General features: G+C 66.8%; 32 protein-coding genes. 17 read left to right on the top strand and 15 right to left on the bottom strand.

The features are described from left to right. The first annotated feature begins 60 nt into the window (after positions 1 to 60). The 7 genes from ARTH_RS04820 to ARTH_RS04795 all read left to right on the top strand — a co-directional run bounded on the left by ARTH_RS04820 (position 61) and on the right by ARTH_RS04795 (position 4,818). Positions 61 to 546, top strand: coding sequence for a MarR family winged helix-turn-helix transcriptional regulator (locus tag ARTH_RS04820; protein WP_011690809.1), 486 nt, complete (start codon positions 61 to 63; stop codon positions 544 to 546). Continuing rightward, on the top strand, positions 543 to 2,411 hold the full coding sequence (locus ARTH_RS04815) for an AMP-dependent synthetase/ligase (RefSeq protein ID WP_011690808.1): 1,869 nt from the start codon (positions 543 to 545) through the stop codon (positions 2,409 to 2,411). The genes ARTH_RS04820 and ARTH_RS04815 overlap by 4 nt, the downstream gene beginning before the upstream one ends. Continuing rightward, complete coding sequence (locus ARTH_RS04810; RefSeq protein ID WP_011690807.1) at positions 2,408 to 2,839, top strand: DUF2177 family protein; 432 nt, start codon at positions 2,408 to 2,410, stop codon at positions 2,837 to 2,839. Before ARTH_RS04815 ends, ARTH_RS04810 begins: the two co-directional genes overlap by 4 nt. Then, a complete protein-coding gene (locus tag ARTH_RS24195; RefSeq protein WP_011690806.1) occupies positions 2,770 to 3,528 on the top strand; it encodes a hypothetical protein in 759 nt (252 codons plus the stop codon). The genes ARTH_RS04810 and ARTH_RS24195 overlap by 70 nt, the downstream gene beginning before the upstream one ends. Then, positions 3,525 to 3,641, top strand: coding sequence for a helix-turn-helix domain-containing protein (locus ARTH_RS24190; protein WP_011690805.1), 117 nt, complete (start codon positions 3,525 to 3,527; stop codon positions 3,639 to 3,641). The genes ARTH_RS24195 and ARTH_RS24190 overlap by 4 nt, the downstream gene beginning before the upstream one ends. A gap of 57 nt (positions 3,642 to 3,698) precedes the next feature. Next, positions 3,699 to 4,151: an SRPBCC family protein gene (locus ARTH_RS04800; RefSeq protein WP_011690804.1), complete on the top strand. Its 453-nt coding sequence runs from the start codon at positions 3,699 to 3,701 to the stop codon at positions 4,149 to 4,151. Between the two features lie 262 nt (positions 4,152 to 4,413). Continuing rightward, positions 4,414 to 4,818, top strand: a complete 405-nt coding sequence (locus ARTH_RS04795) for a hypothetical protein (RefSeq protein ID WP_043429442.1) — start codon at positions 4,414 to 4,416, stop codon at positions 4,816 to 4,818. Between the two features lie 18 nt (positions 4,819 to 4,836). Here ARTH_RS04795 and ARTH_RS04790 read toward each other — a convergent pair whose 3' ends face one another. Further along, positions 4,837 to 5,337 carry a mycothiol transferase gene (locus ARTH_RS04790; protein WP_011690802.1) on the bottom strand — a complete coding sequence of 167 codons (501 nt, stop codon included), beginning with the start codon at positions 5,335 to 5,337 and terminating at the stop codon, positions 4,837 to 4,839. A gap of 91 nt (positions 5,338 to 5,428) precedes the next feature. Here ARTH_RS04790 and ARTH_RS04785 point away from each other — a divergent pair, with 91 nt between their 5' ends. The 3 genes from ARTH_RS04785 to ARTH_RS04775 all read left to right on the top strand — a co-directional run bounded on the left by ARTH_RS04785 (position 5,429) and on the right by ARTH_RS04775 (position 6,739). After that, positions 5,429 to 5,752 (top strand): hypothetical protein, encoded by a 324-nt coding sequence (locus ARTH_RS04785; protein ID WP_043429440.1) that lies wholly within the window; start codon positions 5,429 to 5,431, stop codon positions 5,750 to 5,752. Positions 5,753 to 5,829: 77 nt separating this feature from the next. After that, on the top strand, positions 5,830 to 6,327 hold the full coding sequence (locus tag ARTH_RS04780) for a DinB family protein (RefSeq protein ID WP_011690800.1): 498 nt from the start codon (positions 5,830 to 5,832) through the stop codon (positions 6,325 to 6,327). Positions 6,328 to 6,343: 16 nt separating this feature from the next. After that, positions 6,344 to 6,739, top strand: a complete 396-nt coding sequence (locus ARTH_RS04775) for a DUF1801 domain-containing protein (protein WP_011690799.1) — start codon at positions 6,344 to 6,346, stop codon at positions 6,737 to 6,739. Positions 6,740 to 6,847: 108 nt separating this feature from the next. Here ARTH_RS04775 and ARTH_RS04770 read toward each other — a convergent pair whose 3' ends face one another. Further along, entirely contained in the window at positions 6,848 to 7,168 is a 321-nt protein-coding gene (locus tag ARTH_RS04770; RefSeq protein WP_011690798.1) for a GYD domain-containing protein, read from the bottom strand. Between the two features lie 176 nt (positions 7,169 to 7,344). On the opposite strand from ARTH_RS04770, the gene ARTH_RS04765 reads away from it, so the two are divergent. Together ARTH_RS04765 and ARTH_RS04760 are read left to right on the top strand one after the other, a co-directional pair. Then, positions 7,345 to 8,259, top strand: coding sequence for an SAM-dependent methyltransferase (locus tag ARTH_RS04765; RefSeq protein ID WP_011690797.1), 915 nt, complete (start codon positions 7,345 to 7,347; stop codon positions 8,257 to 8,259). Between the two features lie 138 nt (positions 8,260 to 8,397). Next, the gene (locus ARTH_RS04760; RefSeq protein WP_011690796.1) at positions 8,398 to 9,678 is read left to right on the top strand and encodes an MFS transporter; all 1,281 of its coding nucleotides are present in this window, start codon (positions 8,398 to 8,400) and stop codon (positions 9,676 to 9,678) included. 110 nt (positions 9,679 to 9,788) lie between these two features. On the opposite strand, the gene ARTH_RS04755 is transcribed toward ARTH_RS04760, so the two are convergent. The 6 genes from ARTH_RS04755 to ARTH_RS04730 all read right to left on the bottom strand — a co-directional run bounded on the left by ARTH_RS04755 (position 9,789) and on the right by ARTH_RS04730 (position 14,847). Continuing rightward, positions 9,789 to 10,211, bottom strand: a complete 423-nt coding sequence (locus tag ARTH_RS04755) for an ester cyclase (RefSeq protein WP_011690795.1) — start codon at positions 10,209 to 10,211, stop codon at positions 9,789 to 9,791. A 79-nt stretch (positions 10,212 to 10,290) separates the two neighbouring features. Beyond that, positions 10,291 to 11,088, bottom strand: coding sequence for a DUF2182 domain-containing protein (locus tag ARTH_RS04750; protein ID WP_071067490.1), 798 nt, complete (start codon positions 11,086 to 11,088; stop codon positions 10,291 to 10,293). 43 nt (positions 11,089 to 11,131) lie between these two features. Further along, positions 11,132 to 11,749, bottom strand: a complete 618-nt coding sequence (locus ARTH_RS04745; RefSeq protein ID WP_011690793.1) for a DUF1326 domain-containing protein — start codon at positions 11,747 to 11,749, stop codon at positions 11,132 to 11,134. A 197-nt stretch (positions 11,750 to 11,946) separates the two neighbouring features. After that, positions 11,947 to 13,305 carry an MFS transporter gene (locus ARTH_RS04740; protein ID WP_011690792.1) on the bottom strand — a complete coding sequence of 453 codons (1,359 nt, stop codon included), beginning with the start codon at positions 13,303 to 13,305 and terminating at the stop codon, positions 11,947 to 11,949. 82 nt (positions 13,306 to 13,387) lie between these two features. Beyond that, positions 13,388 to 13,729 carry a cupin domain-containing protein gene (locus ARTH_RS04735; RefSeq protein ID WP_011690791.1) on the bottom strand — a complete coding sequence of 114 codons (342 nt, stop codon included), beginning with the start codon at positions 13,727 to 13,729 and terminating at the stop codon, positions 13,388 to 13,390. Positions 13,730 to 13,848: 119 nt separating this feature from the next. Continuing rightward, complete coding sequence (locus ARTH_RS04730; protein WP_011690790.1) at positions 13,849 to 14,847, bottom strand: hypothetical protein; 999 nt, start codon at positions 14,845 to 14,847, stop codon at positions 13,849 to 13,851. 133 nt (positions 14,848 to 14,980) lie between these two features. On the opposite strand from ARTH_RS04730, the gene ARTH_RS04725 reads away from it, so the two are divergent. Together ARTH_RS04725 and ARTH_RS04720 are read left to right on the top strand one after the other, a co-directional pair. Next, on the top strand, positions 14,981 to 15,481 hold the full coding sequence (locus ARTH_RS04725; protein WP_011690789.1) for a DUF2975 domain-containing protein: 501 nt from the start codon (positions 14,981 to 14,983) through the stop codon (positions 15,479 to 15,481). Further along, positions 15,481 to 15,714: a helix-turn-helix domain-containing protein gene (locus tag ARTH_RS04720; protein ID WP_011690788.1), complete on the top strand. Its 234-nt coding sequence runs from the start codon at positions 15,481 to 15,483 to the stop codon at positions 15,712 to 15,714. The genes ARTH_RS04725 and ARTH_RS04720 overlap by 1 nt, the downstream gene beginning before the upstream one ends. Before the next feature lies 1 nt (position 15,715). On the opposite strand, the gene ARTH_RS04715 is transcribed toward ARTH_RS04720, so the two are convergent. The 3 genes from ARTH_RS04715 to ARTH_RS04705 all read right to left on the bottom strand — a co-directional run bounded on the left by ARTH_RS04715 (position 15,716) and on the right by ARTH_RS04705 (position 17,167). Continuing rightward, positions 15,716 to 16,219 (bottom strand): GNAT family N-acetyltransferase, encoded by a 504-nt coding sequence (locus ARTH_RS04715; RefSeq protein WP_011690787.1) that lies wholly within the window; start codon positions 16,217 to 16,219, stop codon positions 15,716 to 15,718. 5 nt (positions 16,220 to 16,224) lie between these two features. After that, positions 16,225 to 16,743, bottom strand: a complete 519-nt coding sequence (locus ARTH_RS04710) for a DUF3592 domain-containing protein (protein WP_011690786.1) — start codon at positions 16,741 to 16,743, stop codon at positions 16,225 to 16,227. A 70-nt stretch (positions 16,744 to 16,813) separates the two neighbouring features. Next, positions 16,814 to 17,167 carry a GNAT family N-acetyltransferase gene (locus ARTH_RS04705; protein WP_011690785.1) on the bottom strand — a complete coding sequence of 118 codons (354 nt, stop codon included), beginning with the start codon at positions 17,165 to 17,167 and terminating at the stop codon, positions 16,814 to 16,816. A gap of 77 nt (positions 17,168 to 17,244) precedes the next feature. Here ARTH_RS04705 and ARTH_RS04700 point away from each other — a divergent pair, with 77 nt between their 5' ends. After that, a complete protein-coding gene (locus ARTH_RS04700) occupies positions 17,245 to 17,604 on the top strand; it encodes a DUF6457 domain-containing protein (protein WP_011690784.1) in 360 nt (119 codons plus the stop codon). Positions 17,605 to 17,687: 83 nt separating this feature from the next. Beyond that, positions 17,688 to 18,884, top strand: a complete 1,197-nt coding sequence (locus ARTH_RS04695) for a TerC family protein (protein ID WP_011690783.1) — start codon at positions 17,688 to 17,690, stop codon at positions 18,882 to 18,884. A 33-nt stretch (positions 18,885 to 18,917) separates the two neighbouring features. Here ARTH_RS04695 and ARTH_RS04690 read toward each other — a convergent pair whose 3' ends face one another. The 3 genes from ARTH_RS04690 to ARTH_RS04680 form a co-directional block, all read right to left on the bottom strand. Next, the gene (locus ARTH_RS04690) at positions 18,918 to 19,223 is read right to left on the bottom strand and encodes an acylphosphatase (protein ID WP_043429436.1); all 306 of its coding nucleotides are present in this window, start codon (positions 19,221 to 19,223) and stop codon (positions 18,918 to 18,920) included. Positions 19,224 to 19,273: 50 nt separating this feature from the next. Beyond that, entirely contained in the window at positions 19,274 to 20,134 is an 861-nt protein-coding gene (locus ARTH_RS04685) for a hypothetical protein (protein ID WP_156810613.1), read from the bottom strand. 137 nt (positions 20,135 to 20,271) lie between these two features. Then, complete coding sequence (locus ARTH_RS04680) at positions 20,272 to 20,850, bottom strand: hypothetical protein (protein ID WP_232223580.1); 579 nt, start codon at positions 20,848 to 20,850, stop codon at positions 20,272 to 20,274. On the opposite strand from ARTH_RS04680, the gene ARTH_RS24185 reads away from it, so the two are divergent. After that, the gene (locus ARTH_RS24185) at positions 20,837 to 21,133 is read left to right on the top strand and encodes a hypothetical protein (RefSeq protein ID WP_232223579.1); all 297 of its coding nucleotides are present in this window, start codon (positions 20,837 to 20,839) and stop codon (positions 21,131 to 21,133) included. The genes ARTH_RS04680 and ARTH_RS24185 overlap by 14 nt on opposite strands. Before the next feature lie 165 nt (positions 21,134 to 21,298). Here ARTH_RS24185 and ARTH_RS04675 read toward each other — a convergent pair whose 3' ends face one another. Then, positions 21,299 to 22,033, bottom strand: coding sequence for a hypothetical protein (locus ARTH_RS04675; RefSeq protein WP_011690779.1), 735 nt, complete (start codon positions 22,031 to 22,033; stop codon positions 21,299 to 21,301). Positions 22,034 to 22,122 lie beyond the last annotated feature (89 nt).

Here is a 22,122-nt window from a genome sequence, read left to right as displayed (position 1 = left end):
CTAGCCAGCCTACTATTCAATCCTGTTTGAACATATAACTTTATTGAGTAGGGTGGTTACATGCAAATGCAAGCAGGTGGGGCCGCGAGTGCAACGCCTTTCCACCCGGCCGCCGTGGCACTGCAGGGCCTGTTCACCCTTGCCAACGAAACCGAGCGCGAAATCGCCCGCGGGCTGGGGATCAACCTGACCGACTTCCGCGCCCTGTCGGCGGTCGAACTGTCCGGACCGGTCACGGTGGGCAAGCTCGCCGAGGAGCTCGGCGCAACTCCGGCCACCACCACTGCCATCGTGAACCGGCTGGAAAGCCGCGGCTACGTGGCCCGGCACCGCGGCGCGGACGACCGCCGTCAGGTCCAAGTGAGCGCCACCCCGGAATCCGCCAAAGGAATCATGGCCCTGATGCGGCCCCTGATGACGGCCACGGATCAGCACCTCAAGGCCCTGCCCGCCGCACAGCAGAGCGCCGTGGCGGATTTCCTCGACGTCGCCCGGCACCTGATGCGTGACCACCTCCGCACACTTTCCGAGAAGGACAGCCAATGAGAGAGTCCACCACCCCGCTGCTCGTTGAGCCGTCCGTTCACCGGAACGCGACCGAGCTCCTGATGCACCGGTTCCGGACCGCCCCGGACCACGTCGCCTTCGAGGTGCGCGCCGCGAACGCTGCGATCACGGAACCGTGGCGCCGGGTGACCACCCGCCAGTTCGTGGACGAGGTGCGTGCCCTGGCCAAGGGCCTCATCGCCGTCGGGCTCCAGCCCGGCGAATCGCTGGCCATCATGTCCCCCACCCGGTACGAGTGGGCGCTGGCCGACATGGCAGCGTGGTTCGCCGGCGCCGTCGTCGTGCCCATCTACGAGACGTCGGCAGCTCCCCAGGTGGCCGCGATCCTCGGCGACGCAGCGGTGCGCCTCGCGATTGCCGGTACCGCCGGGCACGCGGTCCTGCTGGAGCGGGGATTCGAGCAGGCCGGGATGCCGGCCCTGGGCGTCTGGACGATGGACGCCTGCCCGGGCGCTGACCTGGCTGACCTCGTGGTCCGCGGCGCCGGAATTTCGGATGCCGCCGTCGAGGAGCGGCGCCTGCTGGCGGACCTCGACTCAGTGGCCACCATCGTGTACACCTCCGGCACCACCGCCGCGCCGAAAGGTGCCCTGATCACCCATGGCAATTTCGTGGGGCAGGTGCTGAACGTGGGGGCCGCCTACACCGAAGTGGTCCGCGAAGGCGGCAACACCATCATCTTCCTGCCCATGGCCCATGTGCTGGCGCGCGGACTGCAGCTGATCTGCCTGGCCAACGGCATGCGCATCGCGCACCTGTCCGATCCCCGGGACGTCGTTCCCGCCCTGGGCGTCCTGCGGCCGACGTTCCTGGTGGTGGTCCCCCGCGTTCTGCAGAAGATCCAGGCGTCCGCTGCGGGCGCCGCGGCGAAGAAGCGCCTGGGTCGGGTGTGGGCTTCGGCGCAGCGCACCGCGGTGGCGTGGGGCCGGTTCGCCGAGGCCCGCGACGCCGACCCGGCGGCCAAGGCCGGCCCGGGCCTGCGGCTGCGGCATGCCCTGTACGACCGCCTGTTCTACGCCCGGCTGCGGAAGCTGATGGGCGGACGGCTCGACTACCTGCTGTCCGGTGCGGCCGCCCTAGACGCCGAGCTGTCCCTGTTCTTCCGCGGCCTGTCCCTGCCGGTGATCGAGGGCTACGGCCTCACCGAGACCACCGCTCCGCTGACCGGCAACATGCCCGGCGCGATCGTGTCAGGCTCCGTGGGCGTCCCCATGCCGGGAACCACCGTGCGCATCTCGGAGCAGGGCGAGGTGCTGGCCCGCGGCGTGGGCGTCTTTGCCGGCTACCGCAAGCCCTCGGACAACACGGACGCGTTCGCGGAGGGGTTCTTCCGCACCGGGGACCTCGGCCGGCTCGACGCGACGGGACGGCTCACCCTCACGGGCCGGCTGAAGGACGTCATTGTCACCGCGGGCGGCAAGACCATCTCCCCCGCCATCTGGGAAGGCTACGTGGAGGGCGACCCCCTGGTGGCCCACGCCGTAATGGTGGGAGAGGGCAAACCGTACCTCGGCGGCCTCGTGCTGCTGGACCCGGAATCCGTCGCGGCCTGGGCCGCGCGCGAGGGCATCGCGGACCTGGCCGGTTTGCGGATCCCGGACGACGGCGGCGCAGTCCAGGTCGACGACGCGCGGCTCCTCGCCGCGATCGGCAGCGCTGTCAGTGCCGCGAACGCGAAGATCGCGCAGTCCGAGCAGGTGCGCCGCTTCGTGCTGCTGCTCACCGACCTCAGTGAGGCCAGCGGTATAGTGACGCCCACCATGAAGCTCAAGCGCACGGCCTTTGCCGAACGCACCCGGCACATCGTCGAAACCCTCTACGCCCAGCCAAGGAGCCAAGCATGAACGTCCGAGTCAAAAAGTGGCTGCTCGCCTACGCGGCCGCGGCCGTCGTCTTCGCCGTCATCGACGTTGCCTGGATCCTCACCGTGGCCAACAGGCAGTACGAAAGCCAGATCGGGGACCTGCTGGCGCCCAGCGTGAACCTCGCCGGCGCCGTCGTCTTCTACCTGATCTTTGTCGTGGGCATCGTGCACTACGGCATCCGGCCCAACGATGCCGGCGCCACCCTGCGGCAGCGGGTGACGGGCGCAGCCTTGTTCGGTTTCTTCACCTACGCAACCTGGGCCCTGACCGCGCTGGCCGTGCTGAAGGACTTCCCCGTCCTGGTGGCCGTGACCGACATCGCCTGGGGTGCCGGGGTGTGCAGCGCCGTCACCTGGCTGACCGTTACCGTGCTCCGGCCGGACCGTGTCCGGCAGCGTACGTCGTAGTCCTCGACGCCGCCACGTTCCCCGGCGCTGTTGCCCTGGCCATAGGCCTGTCGCTGTCCGGAAAGCGCCTGCGGGCCAAGGTCCAGGAGCTCAAGGACGCCGGGTACGTGGCCATCGTCTACAAGACCAGCGGGAAGCCGGACACGGCACTCCGGGCAGCAGCAAGGGAAACGGGGGTGGTGCTCTTGAGGGCTTCCGACTCCGTGCCGTGGAACCAGCTGGCGGAGATCATGGACGCCGCCGTCATCCCGCACCGGCAGTCAGGCCGAACCCTGGTGGACATCCGCCCCGGGGACCTGTTCGACCTGGCCAACACCGTCGCGGCCCAGGCCGGCGGTGCCATTGCGATAGCCGATCCGGAGCAGACGATCCTGGCCTATTCCACCCTCCCGGACCAGCCCATCGACGAGACGCGGCGAAGCTCGATGCTGCGCATGCACGTGCCGGATTCCGTGCACACCGTCCGGACCGCCTGCGCCATCCGGCTGCCCTCCGCGGTCTGGGGGCTCTCCGACGGCATCGTGTACATCGCCCTGCCGCAGAGCACTGAATCGTCCCTGCAGTTCAGCGCGGCGCGCTGCTCAAGATTGTCCAGAACGCGGCGGCGGCTTCTCTCACGCCCCGTCGTGGCCGCGCTGGGCGCGGCGGCAACGCTGTCGAGGCCGCCAAGGCCCTGGACGTCCACGTGAACACTGTCCGCTACCGACTGTCCCGGGTGCAGGCCCTCTTCGGCATCGACGTGGATGACCCCGAGACGCGCCTGCTGCTGTGGCTGCAGTTGTGGGCGAGGCACAACCGGTAGGTCCGGTTCTTTCGTCAGCGTCTTTCGCCCGTGTCCGCGGGATGCCAGAGTTGAACGATGAACGAGGAAACCGGCGTGCTGGTCCTGAACCTGGAGTGCACGCTTCCTGCCCGTCCGGAAGAAATCTTCCGGATGCTGACGGAATCGTCCGAGCTGGAGAAGTGGTGGGGCCCGCACGGCTTCGTCATCCCGTCAGCCGACGTGAACCTCGTGGAGGGCGGCCGCTACCGGTTCCTCATGGCGCCGCCGGACGGAGAACCGTTCCACCTCTCCGGCGAGTTCCGGGAGATCGACCCGCCATTTCGTCTCGTGTACACGTTCCGCTGGGAGGAGCCGACGCCGGACGACCGGGAGACCGTCGTCGACCTTTCGCTCCAGACGGCCGACGACGGCACGCGCCTGGCGCTGTCACAGGGACCGTTCCTCACGGAGGAGCGGCTGGACCTGCACCGCGGCGGCTGGACTGATTCGTTCGAGAAGCTGCAGGCGGTCCTCGCGAGCCGCGGCTAAGTCGGGAACCGCCTCCGCAGCTCAGGGAGAGGTGGCCCCATCCTATGTACCTCAGCCAGTAGAGTCATGACCGACTGTCAGGCGACATCAGGGGGACAACGAAATGGCACAACCGCCGGGCCACGGCCCTCAGCACGGACAACGGCAAGGATCACAATACGGACCACCTCAGCAGCAGTTCCAGTCTCAGCAGCCATTCCGGCCTCCGCGGAAGAAGGGCAAGCTCGGCTGGGTACTTGGTGGCGTTGGAGTTGCAACCGCGTTGATCGTTGCCGTCCTCTTCGCCGGCTGCGCCTCTGTGGCGAGCCTCATCAACAATGGCGGCAGCCATGAGGCTAAGGCCCGGGCGATGACGGCCAAGGCCGACAACCTGCCGGAGAGTGACTGGCAACTCGTGGGGCGTTCTGACCCGAAGGTGGAGAGCGGCTGCCTGTCGATCGATATCCCCTGCGTCCGGCTGAGCGCCACCTGGGCAGTCCCCCACAGGGTTGGCCTGGCGGACGCCGCTTCCCGGCTGGGCATGAAAACCTCCGGGCCGCCCATGGGCCTGTTCAGCGGCTGCCTCGAGGACAAGGAAAAGGATGGAAGCACCTCAAGGGTGTGCATCGAAGCTGACCCGGCTCTGGACGACACATGGCGGGTCAGCATCAACCTCACCGCAAAATAGCGGCTTCCGCTCAGTCCGTCAGTGTTTCAGGCCCTTCGCGTAGGCGGCCTGCCCCACATGCTGGAGGCAGTCGGCGATCGTACTGACGAGCCGCACCCCGAGGGTGACCGGCGGGTCCCAGCGGGTGTCCACGACGCGGTCCAAGTCGTCGTCGCCGAGGGTCTGCAGGAAGTCCGCGGTCTGCCGGTGGACGGCGTCGTAGTATTCGAGCAGCAGCGCCGCCGGGGCCTTCACGGAATCGACTTGGGCGCTCGAATGGCCGTACCCGGTGTCGCGCTCGCGAAGCGGCAGCTTGAAGCGGCCCACAAACCCCTGCGAAGTCCAAACCTGGTCCAGGCCAGCGGCCGCGGCCACCTGCGCGTCCTCCACCCGGCCCAGGTGCCAGATCAGCCAGGCGATCGAGTTACCTGTGCCGGCGGGGCGGCGGGCAAGGACGCCGTCGTCCACCCCGTCAAGGGTTGCCTCCACGGTCTCGCGGATCCGGCCGAAGGCATCCAGCAGCAGTTCGTTGGATTTCATCAGGTCCCCTTGCTGTGTGTCAGTGAGGCCCATGCTCGCACGGATGCGTCGCCACGGCATAGGGCCAGGCGACGCGCGGGATAATGGAGTTATGACCGATCAGGACCAGAGCCGGGATCCGTGGGAAGAGTTCGACAAGCTCCAACCCGCCGGCCCCGACCGCGTTGAGGGGCTCCCCGGCGGAGAGCCGATGGGCTTCGGCTTCCGCACCGGCGTGCGCAGCGCCAAGGTGGCCTTCGGCTTCGCCGTGTATGCGCTGGTCCTCGGAACCGTGCTGGTTCTCACCGGCGCCGTCGTGTTCATCAGCCAGGGGCAGTGGCTGCTGCTCGGACTGATGGCGCTGATCGAGGCCGTTTTCGTCTTCGCTTTCAGCCAGCTGGTGCGCCTGGCGCGCAACCGGCGCTCAGCCTCTTAGGCGGGAGGACGCCGTCGTCCCGGGAGCACAACGGCCGGGCCGTTGCCCCGAATGGACGGCCTTGCAATACTTCACACATGCCTGCCCTCCCCGCCACCTTCGCCGAAGACGTCATCAACCAGCCCGCCCGCGTCCAGTTCGAGGCATTCATCAATGAGCACCGCAGCATGCTTAATGCCTGTCTGGACGGGCTGACCGAGGAGCAGGCGCGGCGGTCCCTGGTGCCGTCGCGGACCACGCTGCTGGGCCTGGTGAAGCACGCCACCTTCGTGGAGAAGGTCTGGTTTGACGAAGCCATCACGTGCCGATCCCGCGCCGAGATCGGTATCCCGGCCACCCCCGATGAATCGTTCATCCTCACTGACCGGGACACCATTGGGTCCGTCCAACAGGCACACCGCGAAGCGTGCGAGGCTTCCGTCCGCGCCACCTCGGTCCTGGAGCTCGACGACGTGCTCCGCGGCAACCGCCGCGGCCCGCTGCCGCTGCGCTGGGTGTACCTGCACATGCTGCGCGAACTCGCCCAGCACTGCGGGCATGCGGACATCCTGCGCGAGCAGATCACCGCCCGCTGAGGCCACGAACGCAGCCATGGACTACACCAAAGACCCGCGCGTGGACCGCTACATCGAAGTGCTTCCGGCCTGGCAGCAGGCCATTTGCCGGCAGGTCCGCGACCTGGTCCACGCCGCGGATCCCGCCGTCGAGGAAACCATCAAACGCACCGTCCAGCCCTACTTCGTCCTGGATGGGAACATCTGCGCCCTCCTGGCGGCGAAGGATCACGTGAACGTGTTTATGTACGACGGCGGCATTGTCCCGGATCCGCACAACATCATCACCGCCGGGCACAGCAACAAAACAGCCCGCACCGTCGCCTTCCGCGAGGGCGAATCCGTGAACGAGGAAGCGCTCGGCGAGATGTTTCGCACGATCATCGCCAACAACCGCGCGGGCGGCTGGCGGAAGATCAAGGGCGGTGGATAGACCGACAGGTGAGCGCCGCTGCTGCGGGAACCCTAGACATGTGACAGTGAGGTGGGCGGCGGCAACCGAGCGGCTGCCTGCCGGGACTGTCCCCGCCAGCGCCCCGCGTTACTGCCCGGGAGCCCGGTACGCCGGTGTCTTCTTGGCTGCGTCGTCGATGTCTTCCGGCGTCATGAGCGGCTTCAGGCGGACGTTCACGCTGCCCGTCGAATTGATCATCAGCGAAAGGGCGGCGGCGTCGGCCGAGCTGGGGACCTCGAACACGCCAAGGACGTCAGTGTCCCCGAAGGCGTAGTAAAAGCTCTCGAGCGATCCTCCTACGGAATCAAGGGCCTGGACCAGCGCCTCACGCCGCTTGGTACCGCCTTCGCGCATGAGCCCCTTGATTCCCTCGCCCACGTAATTCGCTTCAAAAAGATACTTGGTCATGGTCTTTCCTGTCTGGAAACGGTCCCCGGGGTGGGGCCGTGGGCACAGCGTAGGCTCTCTGCATTGTGCTGACAACGGGTTCCGCAAAGTCCGTAGGCGCCCGGCATGCATGAGGATATCTTGAGCAGACAAGAGCAGCCATAACACTCACGCACCACATCTCCGGAGGCAAGAAATTGACAGAACTGGACGACCACGGGCTGCCGCTGACAGCCCTTGCCGTGGCTGCCGGCCGTGCCGTCGAAACCTCCCGGGCCGACCCGCTCGTGGTGGATCCGTTTGCTGCTGCCCTGGTGGACGCCGCCCATTCCCGAGTAGAGCTGCCGACGGTGTGGCCGGCCAACCCCGAAAGCTCCCCTCCCCTGCAGCAGCCGCTGCTTCTCGCCTCCATCTACCTCGGCCTGCGGACCCGTTTCATCGACGACTTCCTGGCGTCGGGCCCGCAGACCAGCCGGCAGACCGTGATCCTCGGCGCCGGGCTGGACACCCGCGCCTTCCGGCTCCCGTGGCCTGCCGGCGCCCGCGTCCTCGAGGTCGATTTCGCCAACGTCCTGGAGTTCAAGGCATCCGTGATGACAGCTCTGGCCGCGCAGCCCGCGTGCGAGCTGATCACAGTGGCCGCCGATCTCTCACGGCCGTGGCGCGGTCCGCTCCTGGCCGCCGGATTCGACCCGCAGCAGCCTGCCACCTGGGTGGTCGAAGGCGTCCTGCCCTACCTCGATGCCGCAGCCCAGCTCACTCTGCTGCAGGCGGTAGCCGAATTGTCGCCGTCGGGATCGCGGGCCGTGATTGAAAGGGCGGTCCCGCTGCCCGCTACCGACGATGTTGAAGCGAAGCTACGCGAATTCAGCCTCCAGACCGGCCTGTCCATGGACGAACTGCTGGCCCGGGCCGATCCGCCGGACCCTGCCGAGCTTCTGGAAGCGGCCGGCTGGGACTGCACCGCACACCCGGTGCAGGAGCTGTGTTCCACCTACGGGCGTAGCCTCTCGCTCACGGAAGGCAGTGCGCCCGGACAGGGGCCAACGGCGGAGCCCGCCGGCAGTCCCGGCCCCTCCCGGGGTGGCTTCGTCACTGGCTGGCTGCCGTGACCCGGCAACGCCGAAATATTCCCGTCAGGGTGGGTCTGGCAGACCCTGCCTCACGCCAAATAAATCAGGTAATTTGAGTGGAGGACCCCGGCAACAGGCGCCGCGTTCCTCCCCACTCCCTGAAAAGGATCCACACCAGTGTCTCCCGCGACCTCCGCTTCCGCACGTGACCGCATGCCCTTCGGCGCGCTGCTGGTGCTGTCGATGATCGGCTTCACCGCCATCACCACCGAACTGCTGCCCTCCGGCCTGCTCCCCCAGATCAGCGCCGGCCTCAACGTGTCCGAGCCTGTGGCCGGCTATCTCACCGCCGGGTACGCCGCCATCATCGTGGCCACGGTGATCCCGGCCGCCATGCTCCTCGCCCGCATCCCCCGGCACACACTCCTGGTGGCGCTCGTGCTGACCTTCACTATCAGCAATGCCCTGGTGGGCCTGGTGTCCGACTTCGGCGCCGCCCTTGCCGCCCGACTGGTGGGCGGCATAGCGCACGGCCTGCTCTGGACCGCGATGGCGCCCTTCGTTGCCCGCATTGTCCCCGCCCACAAGGTAGGCAAGGCGATGGCCATCGTCTTCAGCGGCAACAGCCTGGGCCTCGCCATTGGCGCGCCGCTCGGCACCGCACTGGGCGGGCTGATCGGCTGGCGCGCATCCTTCCTGCTGCTGGCGGGCACCAGCGTGGTCCTCGCGGGACTTGCCATGTGGCTGCTGCCCGCCGTCCGCCGGCTCCCCGACGCGCCTCGGCCGTCCCTGCGCAAGGCCATCGGCCAGCCCGGCGTGAAATCGGTGGCCATCGCGTGGCCGCTGATGCTCATGGCGCACTTCGCGCTGTTCACCTTCATCGCGCCGTTTCTCCGCGAGGCCGGCCTGCCCGACTACACCATCACCCTTTCCCTCACCGTCCTGGGGTTCTCCGGACTGGTGGGCATCTGGATCGCCGGCATCACCGTGGACATGCGGCCGCGCCGCTCGCTGCTGATTACGACGGCGGTCATCGCCGCCGCGTTCCTCGTCCTTCCGCTGGGCGGGAGAACAGTCCCCGGAGCACTGGTGCTCATGGGGATATGGGGAGCGGCCTTCGGCGCAATCGGCATCTACAACCAGTCCGCCATCCTCCGTGCCGGCAAGGAGTACCGTGAAGCCGCCAACGGCCTCACCGTGCTGACCATCCAACTGGGCATCACGATCGGCGCCCTCTACGGCGCAGCCGCCCTCACCACGGCGGGACCGCTGATGGTGCCTGTCGCGGCTGCTGTGCCGGTCGTCGCCGCGCTCGTGATCACGGTGACCGGGCGCCGGCACGCCTACCCGCCCGGGCCGAAAGAGGCCGGTTACGTTGCGCCTGTTGCCGCTGCGGCGGAGGCACCAGCCGCCGTCGTGGCCGCAGCAGCGGAAACTTCAGCGGACGCGCACGCCTAAGGGTGCGGCACCGCCACGGGACGGTGCCGCACGTGGTGAGCCCCGGCGTCGGGCATTAAGCCGTCGGGCATTAAGCCGGGGAAGCGGCGCAGGCGGAGGGCCGGGGCGGATCAGGCCGGTGCGACCGGCGCGGCCCCGATCTGCTGCATGAGGCTAAGCGTGTCGGAGGATCCCCAGTGTTCGGCCACCTTCCCGTCGTCGATCCGGATGATGTCGGTGTTGCTGAATTGCACGCTCTTGCCGCTTGCCGGAATACCCATGAACTCCCCCTTGTGCGTCCCGGACATCACAACGTGGGAGGCCTCCAGATTGCCGTCGGCGAATGCGGGTTCCAATTTGACGCTGAGGTCGGGGAACGCCGTACGGATGACGTTGGTGTAGAACTTCACGCCGTCCTTTCCCTGCGGCTGCCCGGGCATCGGCTCCACGTGGTCCTGGATGTCGTCCAGCACAAACTCGTCGATCAGGGCGAGATTTCCGCCCACCAGCACTTCTTCGTAAAACCGCCTGAGGAGTCCAGTTCCTTCAGCCATTTTCGGCTCCTTTGTTTGGATGAGACCGGTCAAGAATCCCCCGCTGTCGCCGCCCGCCCCTGGGTGCGCGTACGGCCACTTACATCGCCATCCCGCCCATCACTGCCGGCGAAAATGCCACCGCCACCCCAATCACGGCCAGTGCCACCGCAACGGAACGGTTGGCGAGCCGCTTCCAAGGCAGCATCTTCTCTCCGGCGATGAAGGCCCCGATCAGCGCCATCCAGCCGACGCTCATCACCCCGAGCGCGAACAGCGCCACCATCAGCGCCCAGCAGCAGGCCACGCACCAGGCGCCGTGCTCCATTCCCATGACCAGCGCTCCCCGGTACCCGGGCCGCATGCGGTGCAGGACGAAGTCCATGGGCGTCCGGCACTTCATCAGGCTGACGTTCTTGGCGGGCGTCAGCTGATAGACGGAAGCCAGCAGGATCACGCCGACTGCGAGGTAGCGTCCGCCCTGGTCCGAACCGAAGAGCCCCGGAGCCAGCGACGCGACCGACATGTACAGCGAGTAGGCCACCAGCCCAAAGGCCGTCCACGAAATCAGGTAACCTGCCACAAACACGGCGGTGGCTCCGGCGGGCGCGTACCGTCCCGTGGTGCGGCGGTGCCGCAGGATCCGGTCATAGGCCACCACCATGGGTGCGACGGACGGGAACATCATGGCCGCCAGCATGACCACCCACGTGGCGACGAAAAACCCCAGCGGACCAGGATCCGTCCAGCGGCCCATATCCATGCCGTTCAGCTGGGTTGAGGTGACAATCCAACTCGCCGCAGCGAGGAGCAGGAGGACGGCGACGAGGCCGGCTTCCCGCGGGTCGATCCGCGGAGCCGCGGCGGCCCGGGAGCGGGCGTGCCCGACTCCCTGCATGCCCCGGCTCCTGGCCATCTTCCGGTGATACATCGGGCCGGCCTCAGCCGCGGCCCTTGGGGGCACCCTCCGCCATTTCACTGGCGAAGCTGAAATCGGACGTCTCGCCGTACACGCCGTCGAAGGCCAGGCCAAAGAGATCCGGGTGTCCCGTCCCCTTTCCTATCTGGAATTCGGGCGCGAAACCGTACATTGCATTTTTCACAGTGGTCACGCCGCCGTCGGGTCCGGGCAAAGGCTCGAATGTAATGACCACGCGGTCCGCCACGGAGCCGGCCGGGGTATCGCCGCCGGAAAACTTGACCCCCGCGCGTTCCAGGCCCAGCCATTCGCCATACAGCGCCGCCAGGTCACCGAACGGCCCGCCGGCCTCGCCCCGGAGGATGCTCCCGAGGGCGCGCACCTGTGCGTCCGAAGCGGCGTCGTCTACAACGGCCCCCACCTTCCAGCCGCCTGCGGTCAGATGGGACGGGAACCAGTTTGCGAAAGCGAAGTCGACACCGGAGAGGTCCGTGTCGTCCATCTTCCCGCTCGCGATGTGGAAGACGTTCAGGCCACGGCACTCGCCGTCGGGACCGGTGGGCAGGCCGTCCACTGGGCACGGACAAATTAACTGGCAAGTGCAGCTACCAACGTATGTTCCGGAAATTTCCCATGACATGGGACCCTCCTCGCTGGCGCCGTCGCCCAGCAGAAGCGGCCCGGATTCGGCGCCGAAAATACTTAGGAAACGGAGCGGAATGCCCCGATAAGGCAGAGGTTATTCCGGCGGAATCCGGGTGTCAATAAGCCATGAAAACAACGAAATCAGGGTGCGGATGGTGCCCCACGCGGCCTTTTTGGGCTTCGCCCCTCGGCTCACTTCCGCTCGCGCCACAGCAGCGTCACGCCCAAAGCCACCGCGCCGAGCACCAGCATGGTGAGCACCATTAGGCCCCAGTTGGCCTGGTTCACGCCGCTGCCGTAGAAAATGCCGATCATAACTGTGGCCGTGATGGCGCCCAGGTACCGGCAGGTCTGGAAGATGCCGGCGGCCACCCCGCGCTCGTGCGGCTGGGTGGAAATGTACATGCCCTGGCTGGACGCGATGCTCACCACGCTCCACGGAATGCCCATCAGCGCGGTGAGCGCCAGCACCAGCGGGATAGCGAAGGAAGCGGTCAGCAGCCACATGGCCGCCGCGGCGGCCACCAGGAACAGCACCCCGGCAATCAGTACCCGCCGCACACGGAAGCGATCGATCGCGCGGACCGCGAACGGCGTCGCGATCACGGACATTGCTGCCAGCGGCAGCATCAGTAGGCCCACGACGCCGGGATCGTAGCCGGCCGCTTCCTGCAGCAGCTGGGGCAGGCCGAAGAACGCGAAATAGTAGATGCCGTTGAACACTGCAAAGCCCAGGTAGACCAGCAGCAGCGGCCGGTTCCGTCCGAGCAGCCGCAGGTCCAGGAACGGCGGGCTGAATTTCAATTCACGCCAGACGAAGAAGGCGGCCAGCACCGTGCCGCCGGCCAGCAGCCACCAGCGCGCGCCCGGCAGGACGTTCAGCAGCGCCATCATGACCAGCGTCAGCGATCCGACGAAGCCAATGATGCCGGGAATGTCCGAATCGCGCAGCAACTCCGAGGCGCTGCCGCGTTCGCGGTCCTCGTCCACCGGGGCGAATTTCCGGACGATGAGGAGCGCCGCGAGGGACAAGGGGACATTGATCAGGAACAGCGCCTGCCAGCCGACCAGGCTCACTAGCAGGCCGCCCACCACCGGCCCCACCGCCGCCGCGGAGGTGTTGGCCATCTGGATCCGGCCCAGCGGCCGGGTGGACTTCACCTTCGTGGCGCGGTCCAGCGCCCCGACGATCACGACGGCACTCGGGTACGCGGTGGCCGTGCCGAGGGCCATGAGGGCCCGGGCGACGCAGAGCAGGGCGAAGTTCGGAGCGAACGGAGCCAGCGCGCACGTTACCGCGACGAGGGCCATCCCGAAGCTGAAAAGGCGCCGTGGCCCGAAGCGGTCAGCCAGCCGGCCCATCAGCGGCTGGCCCGCGGCGGAGGTGAGGTAAAAGGCGGTGATCACCCAGGTGACGGTGGCGACGTCGAGCCCGAAATCAGCGCGAAGCACCACAAGGGCGACGGCGATCATGGACGAATTCAGCGGGTTCAGCGACGTGCCGAGGCTGAGGCCGGCAACGGCGAGGGCTGTCCGGGGTTTGTTGCTCACGGAAACAGTCTCGCCTACATCGGCACGGGAGTCCGAACTTGGTTACGGCCGCCAGTGGGGCCTGGAGAGGGCTGCGACGACGTCAGCCCTGCTTCGCGCCCTTCGCCACGGTAAACAGGAACGTCGAGTCCTCTTCCGCTTCCAGGCTGTGGAGGCCGTCCGGGACGATCAACAGGTCACCCGGCCGGCCGTCCCACGAGTTGTCGCCGGCCCGCAACCGGAGGCTGCCCTGGAGCACAAAGACTGTGGCGTCGCCGGGGTTCTGGTGCTCGCTCAGCTGGGTGCCGGCTTTGAGCGCCATGACGGTCTGGCGGAGCACTTTCTCGTGCCCGCCGTATACGGTGTCGGCAGCACGCCCGTTGTTCGCTGCAAGCGCCGCGGCGAGCTGCTGCCGGGCTAGGGCTTCGATCGAAATCTTCTGCATGAGGCCACGGTACCCATCAGGACTCCCGGGCGATATAGGCCGGTGGTCCTGCATCCGGGTCAGCCGGTGAGCGCGAACGGACAGCTGAGGCCCAACTTCCGGCCCTCAAGCGCCGCCTGCTATGACCCGTGGCTTGTCCCGTCCCACCACGCGAGCACGCGGGTGCCGAAGAAGGTCAGCCATTTGGACGGCTCGCCAGGGGCCACGTCGACTTCGAACCACACCCGGCCAGCGTGGCGGCGTTCCTGCAGCCAGGTGCCGTCAGGGCGGCGGGCGGCTCTGATCACCCCGATCGCATCCGCCAGCCGCGGATCCGGCCGGGCACCGTCGGGCAGGGCGGCATCGTACAGGGTGGCCGCCCGGAAGTAGTCCGCCGCGTTGAGCGCGCTGTAGAACGAGCGGAAGGGGTACGAGAAATGCGTCACCCACGGCCCCACAAGCTCTCCAGTGGAAAGGGTGCGGAGCAGCCGGCGCTGCAACAGGTACTCCTCCCCGGCCCGGCGTGCGGCGCGCAGCCCGTCGCTTCCGCCGGTGGCGGCTTCGTAGTAGAGCAGCCCCTTAAGGGAGTTGAGCGTGGAATGGAATGACGAACGGGTGGAGCCATCCACCCACTCGCAGTTCCAGCCGCCGTCGGCCATACGGTGGTCCAGGAACCACCGGGCAATTCCGGTGACGTCCGCGCCGAGCCACGCCCCGTTGGCAAGTGTGTAGGCGTTGATGCAACAGTCCACCTCGCCGCCCCAGTAGGGCAGGTTGCCGTACTCCCAGCGGCTGTTCGCGGCGAGGAGCCCGGCCGTATCTGCAAGGACGGCCGCATCGAGGCCCCAGTCGCGGAGAGCATTGAGCGTCCACGTCGTTGCGGTCCACGGCTGCCCGGCATCAGGGGCAGCCTCGGGACCATGAAAGTCGAAGTCGCCAGGGAAGAACGCTCCACCCGCCCACTGCCCGTCGGGATCCTGCAGCGCAAGCAGCCGCGCCGCGAATCCTTCCGTCGCAAGCCGCGCCCGGGTGGCGCCCCACACTTCACGCGGGGCGCCCGCAACGTCGCGCTCCACCTGCCAGCGCAGCGCCGGGTCGGAGTCAAGCAGCCAGTCGAGCAGGGCAGGGTCCACAGCCATCGTCGGCAGGCTACCACGGCCACTGCTCCGGCGGCCCACTTTTCCGGCGGCAGCGGCATTAGCCGTGCACGCCTTGCTCAAGCTATCGATTATCGATACTCTTTAGCTGTTATTCGACACCCTAGGAGACTTGATGGGAAAGCTGACCGTCCTCGCGCTGCGGATTGTCCTCGCGATGGGAATTACCGGTTCCGTGTTCGTGCAGGCGGTGATGGTGCCGCTGCTGGCCCGGGACCTCAACGAGGACATGGGCCCGGATATCGCCAGCGTCAGCGTTCCGGTCATCGTGATAGTTCTCCTGGGCATCCTGACCGTCGAGGTCTCCATGCTCTGCGTCTGGCGGCTGCTCACAATGGTGCGGCGGGGCACGGTGTTCTCGCACGCCGCTTTCCGTTACGTGGATGTGGTGGCCGGCGCCATCGCCGCGGCATCACTGCTCACATTCGCTCTCGGCGTCGTCTTTGCCCCGGGCGAATCCGTCGCTCCCGGGGTCGTCCTCCTGATTGGCGGTGCCGGCTTGCTGATCGCCGGGGTCGCCTTGGTGGTCGTCATACTGCGCATGCTGCTGGCGCAGGCGGTGGCCCGCGACGCCGAAGCCACGCACCTGCAGGACGAACTCGACGAGGTGATCTGATGCCGATCATCGTGGACATCGACGTGATGCTTGCCAAGCGCAAGATGCCCGTCGGTGCGCTCGCGGACCGGGTGGGGATCACGCCCGCAAACTTGGCCGTACTCAAGAACGGCCGGGCCAAAGCGGTACGCTTCACCACCCTTGAGGCGTTATGCGAGGTGCTGGAGTGCCAGCCCGGCGACCTGCTGCGTTGGGAGCCGGAGAACACCGCGGTGCCGGACGCTGCTGATTAGCCTACGTTCTGCCTGGCCGGACCATCCGGATCACGGCTAGCTCCTCCCACTCGGGTGGAAGCAGTTTGCGTGCACCGTCGGGCCGAAAGCCGTGTTTGAGGTAGAAGGCCCGCGCCCGGGGATTGTCCTCGAGCACCCAGAGGTACGCCGGTGAATCGCTGACGGCGGCTTGCAGCAGGGCGGCACCAAGGCCGCTGCCGTACGCGCGCCGGAGGATGTAGATCGCATACACCTCCAACGGTTCTGGCCCGTCTGCATCGAGGCCGGGGCCCGCGTCGGCCAACCCAACCACTTCATTGCTGTCGTCCAGGGCAATGAGCCTCGGGTCGGGGGACGCCAGGAATTGTCGGCGCTGTTCAACGCGCTCGGGAATACTGGCCCTGCGGGTTCGGAAGAACTCCGATGACAACTGGTGCGCGTAGCACTCCTCGTGTGCCAGCGTATGCATAAGCACTACGGCTTCGGCATCCTCGGGAGCGGCCTGGCGGATGTGAAAGTCCATCATTCAGCCTAACTTCGGTGGCCGCCTCCGTCTTGCTGTTCGGCGAGCTTCTTCCGGTCCTTCCGGACGCCCAGCAGGTAACAGATGAACAGGAAGATTCCGATTCCGCCGAAAATACAGGTCAGGACGGTGCCGACTCCCCTGAAGAACACGCCGTCGCTTTCAAACCCCAGCACCGCTGCCTGACCCGGGTCGGCTTCCCGGTAGGCCACCGTGACCTCCTCGCCCACTACGGGGTGCTGTTCAAAGTCCACCGCAACCCACTCGTACTGGGCCGCACCGTCGGGTGTCTGGAACTCCACTTTCATCCTGCGGTCGGAAGCCTTCGATCTGTCGTGGAATTCCGTGATCGTTCCAGGGACCTGTTTCCCGGTCCGCACCAACTCGTCGTCCGCGTTGATCTGCAGTGTGCCGACGACCATCAGAACCGGTCCGAGGCAGAGAACCAGCGCGGTCACCACCAGGTTCCCCAGCCTCCAGGGCTTCAGTTTCGACTTACGGTTCACGGTTGCGTTCGGTGAGGTCACGCCCCCATTCTGCCTGACGGCAGGTCAACCCGCGCGGGCCCAGCCCCGGCTAACGCTGGCGCTGCGCCGGCTAAGTCCGGGCGCGCGCCGCGAGCGCCGCGCTGAGGAACTCCAGATGGGCCGGCGTCGTCGCTACGGTGCCGGCGGCGTACTCCGGGTGCTTGGTGAGGAACTTCTTGATGTAAGGGCACACCGGCACAATGGCCAGCCCGGCGGCCACGGTCTCGTCAAGGGCAACGGTGGCGAGCTTGCCTGCGAGCCCCTGGCCGCCGTATTCCTCGTTGATCACTGTGTGGTAGAAAATCCGCTGCGGCGAGACGCCGGCGTCGTACGTCTTGTACGCGGCCTTACCGATCACGTTGCCGGCAACAAGCACTTCAAAGCGCTCACGGTCCGGGTTATGGCGGATAGTCACATCAGTCATCGGGAACTCCTTGATAGCGTCTCTCGCTACAGCCTAACCTCGAGGCATCTGCCGTTATTTCCGACCGAGGAGCGAACATGCCCGCCACCGACGACGAAGCACAGATCCTGGACCAGTGGAGCCACCGGCTGGCCCACGCTCTGCAGCTCCTCGACCTCGACTTCGACCGCGAACTGATCCTTGACCTGGCCGGGGAATCCGCACGGTCCGTCACCCACGCAGCGGCCCCGATCACGGCGCTGATGGTGGGCTACGCTGCGGGTCTCGCCGCCGGCGCGAGAAGCACGGGCACCACAGGCACAGCCACCGGAAGCGGGGGTTCCAAGGAGGATTCCGCTGCGGCTGTCGCCCAGGCTGCCGCCGTGGCTTTCCGGCTGTGCGAGGACGGAGCAGACGGAGGCCCGTCCGGCAAAGGCTGGGCCGACACCGCCCAGTAAGCCGACACCGCCCGGCAACAACCGCCCGGCAACAACCGCCCGGTAGGGTTGTTATCAACCCCACCGACTGGAAGGCACGCAGCATGCAGGTCCCCCTTTACGTATGGATACTGACCATCGTCGGCATCGTGGGCCTGCTGGCCTTCGACTTCTTTTTCCACGTCCGCAAGGCGCACTCCCCCAAGCTCAAAGAGTCGGCCACGTGGTCGGCGATCTACGTGGGCCTCGCGCTCGTCTTTGGAATCGGCGTCCTGGTCTTCGGCGGACCCACCATGGGCACGGAATACTTCGCCGGCTATGTCACGGAGAAGGCCCTGTCCGTGGACAACCTCTTCGTATTCCTCATCATCATGGCCAGCTTCAAGGTCCCCCGGGCAGACCAGCAAAAGGTACTCCTGTTCGGCATTGTCTTTTCCCTGATCGCCCGCACCGGCTTCATCTTCCTGGGCGCCGCCCTGATCAACAGCTTCGCGTGGGTTTTCTACATCTTCGGCCTCATCCTGCTGATCACCGCCGGCAACCTGCTCAAGCCGGATTCGCACGACGACGACTCCGAGGGCCTGGTGGTCCGGCTCGCCAGGAAGTTCCTTCCGGCGTCGCAGCACTACGACGGCGACAAGCTTTTCACCGTGGAAAACGGAAAACGCGTCCTGACCCCCATGCTGCTGGTGATGGTGGCCATCGGCGGGACGGACATCCTGTTCGCACTGGACTCCATTCCGGCAATCTTCGGCCTGACCCAGAACGTTTTCGTCGTCTTCACCGCCACGGCATTCTCCCTCATGGGCCTGCGCCAGCTGTTCTTCCTCATCGATGAACTATTGGACCGCCTGATCTACCTCTCCTACGGCCTGGCCGCGATCCTCGGCTTCATCGGCGTCAAGCTCATCCTCCATGCGCTGCACGAAAACAACCTGCCGTTCATCAACGGCGGCGAACACGTGACCGTCGTCGAGATCAGCACCGGTCTCTCCCTGACCGTGATTATTGGCGTCCTGGTGGTCACCGTCCTTGCCTCGATCTACAGCCCCAAGGGCAAGGCGAAGAACATGGTCTCCGGTGCCAAGCGGCACGCCACAGAGTACGTGGACCTGAACTACGAGACGGGCATCGCCGAACGCGAGGAGATCTTCAACAAGATGGTGCGCGAGGAAGCAGAACTCAAGAAGCTTCCCGAAAAGTACAAGCGGCTCATCCGCGACGAGACCGAATTCATGGACCTGCTCAGGCAGGCCCACGCCGAGCACGACGAAGCCCTGCAGCGGGAAGGACTCACGTAGGGTCGGCCGCCGGCCCAGCCGCCGGCGTCCGGCTCAGTACACCACGTCGAAGCTGCTGAACTCCCCCGTCGCCGGCGACACCGACTCCTCCACGTGGTCCACGCGCCCCGGCGCGTCATCGGACCCCAGCCAGCGGCGGAACTCCAGCACTACCGATTGAGGACCTTCGACGACGACGGCGACCGTGCCGTCGTCCTCGTTCCTCACCGTTCCGGTCAGCGAGAGTTCCTCAGCCTTCCGCACGGTCCAGTACCGGAACCCGACGGCCTGGACCACACCTTCAACGCGCGCCCGCAGGCGGACGTCCTGCCCCGCATCGTGATCTGCAGCATCAGCCATGGTTCCAATGTAGTGCGGTGACAAGCGGTTTCGCTCCCTACCGGACAGGCTCAACCTGCCGGGGTTGTGTTGGCCGCATGCTTGGCTTTGCGGCGCCTGGAGCGCGACCACACGAGGATGGCGCCAATGGCTCCGATGAGCACCGGGATGGTTACGCCCAGCGGCTGCGCCCAGTCCTTCACCAGCGCGTTCAGCACATAGCCCAGTTCAATGTCTACCTGGATCTCCTCCCGGAACGTCTCCAGGCTCAGGTCCGGCCCGTCCTCCGCGGTGGCAAACAGTTGCAGGGTCAGGGTCTTCCGTCCCGCGTCCAAGGGCGTAATCCACCAGCGCCACTCCGCCACGCCCTGTTCCGGGACCAGCATTTCGCCGCTCGGGTTTCCGGCCCGTTCAATGGTCATGCCCGGGCCCGACAGGTCAGCCCGCATCTCTTCGCACACAATCGGCGCACGGGTTTGCACCGGGTTGGTTCCGGGGATGTTCTGCTGGTGGTCCACGCCGGGATCACCCATCGTGACGTGCAGGACGAATTCCCTGGTCTCGCCCTGGCGCATGGGCGACGGCGGCCTGAACGTCAGCTCACCCTGAATGCAGGCGGCCAGGATCTCCTTGGCCCGCCTGGCCCGTTCGAAGGCGGTCGAGGTGGGGAGCGGCGGAGGCGTTGACGCTTCGCCCTCGGAAGACTGCGCTTTGCTCGGCGACTTGGTCGGGAATGGACCGGGCCCCGCTCCAGGTTTCCACCCCGTGGGCTCCCCCACGCTGCGAGTAGGTTCGCCCCCGGCTGATGGCCGCGGGGTGGTGCCGGTCGACGTTGGCTCCGCATTCGGGCCCGGGGTGCAGGCGCCCAGGCCCAGTACTACCGTGAGCACCAGACAGACGGCCACGCACAGCTCACCCAGGGCGGATGCCATAGCCTTTGCAGCGTTCGCAAGCCGCTGCTTCCCCAGTGCGTACATCAGAACCCCGACTACTGATAGAACCGAGTCCTGATTCGAGTCTGCTCGGGCGCACGGGGCCAGTCAAGGAGCCCCCGCAAGCCTGGGCCGCCTTAGCGCGCGGGCCGAAGCGAGGTGATCATCCGCCGGATGTTGCGGTACTCCCCGGTCTCCACGTACAACTTCGCCTTCTCCCAGTACGGAAGCGACGGGTCCCCGGGGGTGCTGTTGTTCGCGGGGTCGTAGCCTGCCCCGAACATCGCGCCGCTGGGCGGCCACCTGAACAGCAGAAAGATGGGGCACGCCAGCGTCCCGACTTCCTCCGGAATCATGGTGATGCCGTAGGCCGCGATGGTTTCAGCCGTCCGGGCCGGCGCCGAAGCGTCTCCCCTGGTCTCAAACATGAAGCGTGGCGCGTTTTCGTCCGGCACGCCTTTCTCAGCCAGGGCTGTCATGGGTTCGGAGTCCAGCACCGCAAACGGGTACTGCTGGACGCACTCCGAGCCGGTCACGATCCTGGTTTCCAGGACAGCCATCGGCTTCCCCGCCACGTTCAACACCTCCACGCGCACCCCGCCGAGCGGCGATTTCCCGGCCGGATCCTGGATGGTCCAGTCGCCCGGATAGTCGAACGTCAGGTCCCGGTCCGCCGTCGTAAACGTCTTCCAGCCTGAGGCGGTGGGCGACGGCAACCGGCTGGGGGACGTACCCGACGGCGCCGGTTCCGCCGGCGGCGCGCCCGCCGTCGCGCTTGGCGGGGCGGCCGTACCGGTGGCCGACGCGGTGGCAGTGCCGGCGGCGGTTCCGCTCGCTGTTCCGGTCGACGCGGCGCTTGCGGAATCGCTTGATTCAGTTGCGGCCGCGGACCCCGGGCCAGGTGGAGCAGGGGACGGCCCGCAGGCCGCCAGGAGCACTGCGAGGCAGGCCCCCGCAGCAGCTGTTGCACGGGAACGGGCCGGTCCAGATGATCCATAGCCGGGCGTCATTGATCGGCGCATGCAATCCTCCTCATACAGCTGAGGGGATTAATTGTGGCCCTGCGGGTGGCGGCCTGCGCGGGGCGGGGCCAATCTGCCGCCAAAACGTTGCGCACCGCGGACTGTCCGCGGTGCGCAACGTTCTTCCGCTGGCCCTGGATCCCTAAGCGGGCCGCAGCGAGGTGATCATCTGCTTGATTTTCTTGTACTCCTGCGTGCCCATGTATACCTCGGGGGTGTCCACATGCATCTCGTTGCCGGGGGTGGTGTCGAAGGGGTCGTAGACGCCGCCGAACATGGCCCCGCTGGGCGGCCAGTTGAAGAAATGGAAGATGGGACACGCTTCCGCTCCGGTGGGTTCAGGCGCGGTCGTGATGCCGTACGCGAACACGGTCATCAGCTTGGGATCCGTGGCGGCGGTGTCCGTCCGGGTCTCGAACGTGTACCGCGGCACGGTGCCGTTCTGTTCCAGTGCCGGAAGGGGCTGCGACTCATAGACGCCGAACGGCTGTTTCACGGTGCATTCGGAGCCTGTGACCATGTTCGTCCGGAGCGACGCCAGGTTCTTGCCGTTGGCGTTGGTGATTTTCACGAACACGCCGCCGGCAGCTGCTTCCCCGGCCGCATCGGTGATCTTCCACTCCTCCGGATAATCAAACGTCAGCCCGTCGGCGGTGGTGTAAGACTTCCAGCCCGCCTCGGGGGTCGAGGAGGCTGAGGTTGAGGCAGTGGCGCTCGGCGATGCCGACGCGGTGGAGGTGGGGGAAGCCGTGGAGGTGGCGGCGGCCTCCGGGGAACTCGTCGACGGTGACGAGGCCGGCGGGCCGCAGGCTACCAGCAGGAAGGCGAGGCAGAGAGCCCCGGAAACTGCGATGGCCGGGGGTGCTGAGCGGTGCATCTGTTCTCCTGAATTTCATGAGACCGCGAATAATTCCTCAATTGTGGACCGGCGCCCGGCTTCGCCCTAGCAATAAATCCAATCGATGT

The organism is Arthrobacter sp. FB24, from assembly GCF_000196235.1.
Lineage (GTDB): Bacteria > Actinomycetota > Actinomycetes > Actinomycetales > Micrococcaceae > Arthrobacter.
Note: the sequence above shows the minus strand (reverse complement) of the source record. Positions and strands in the feature narration are given on the sequence as shown.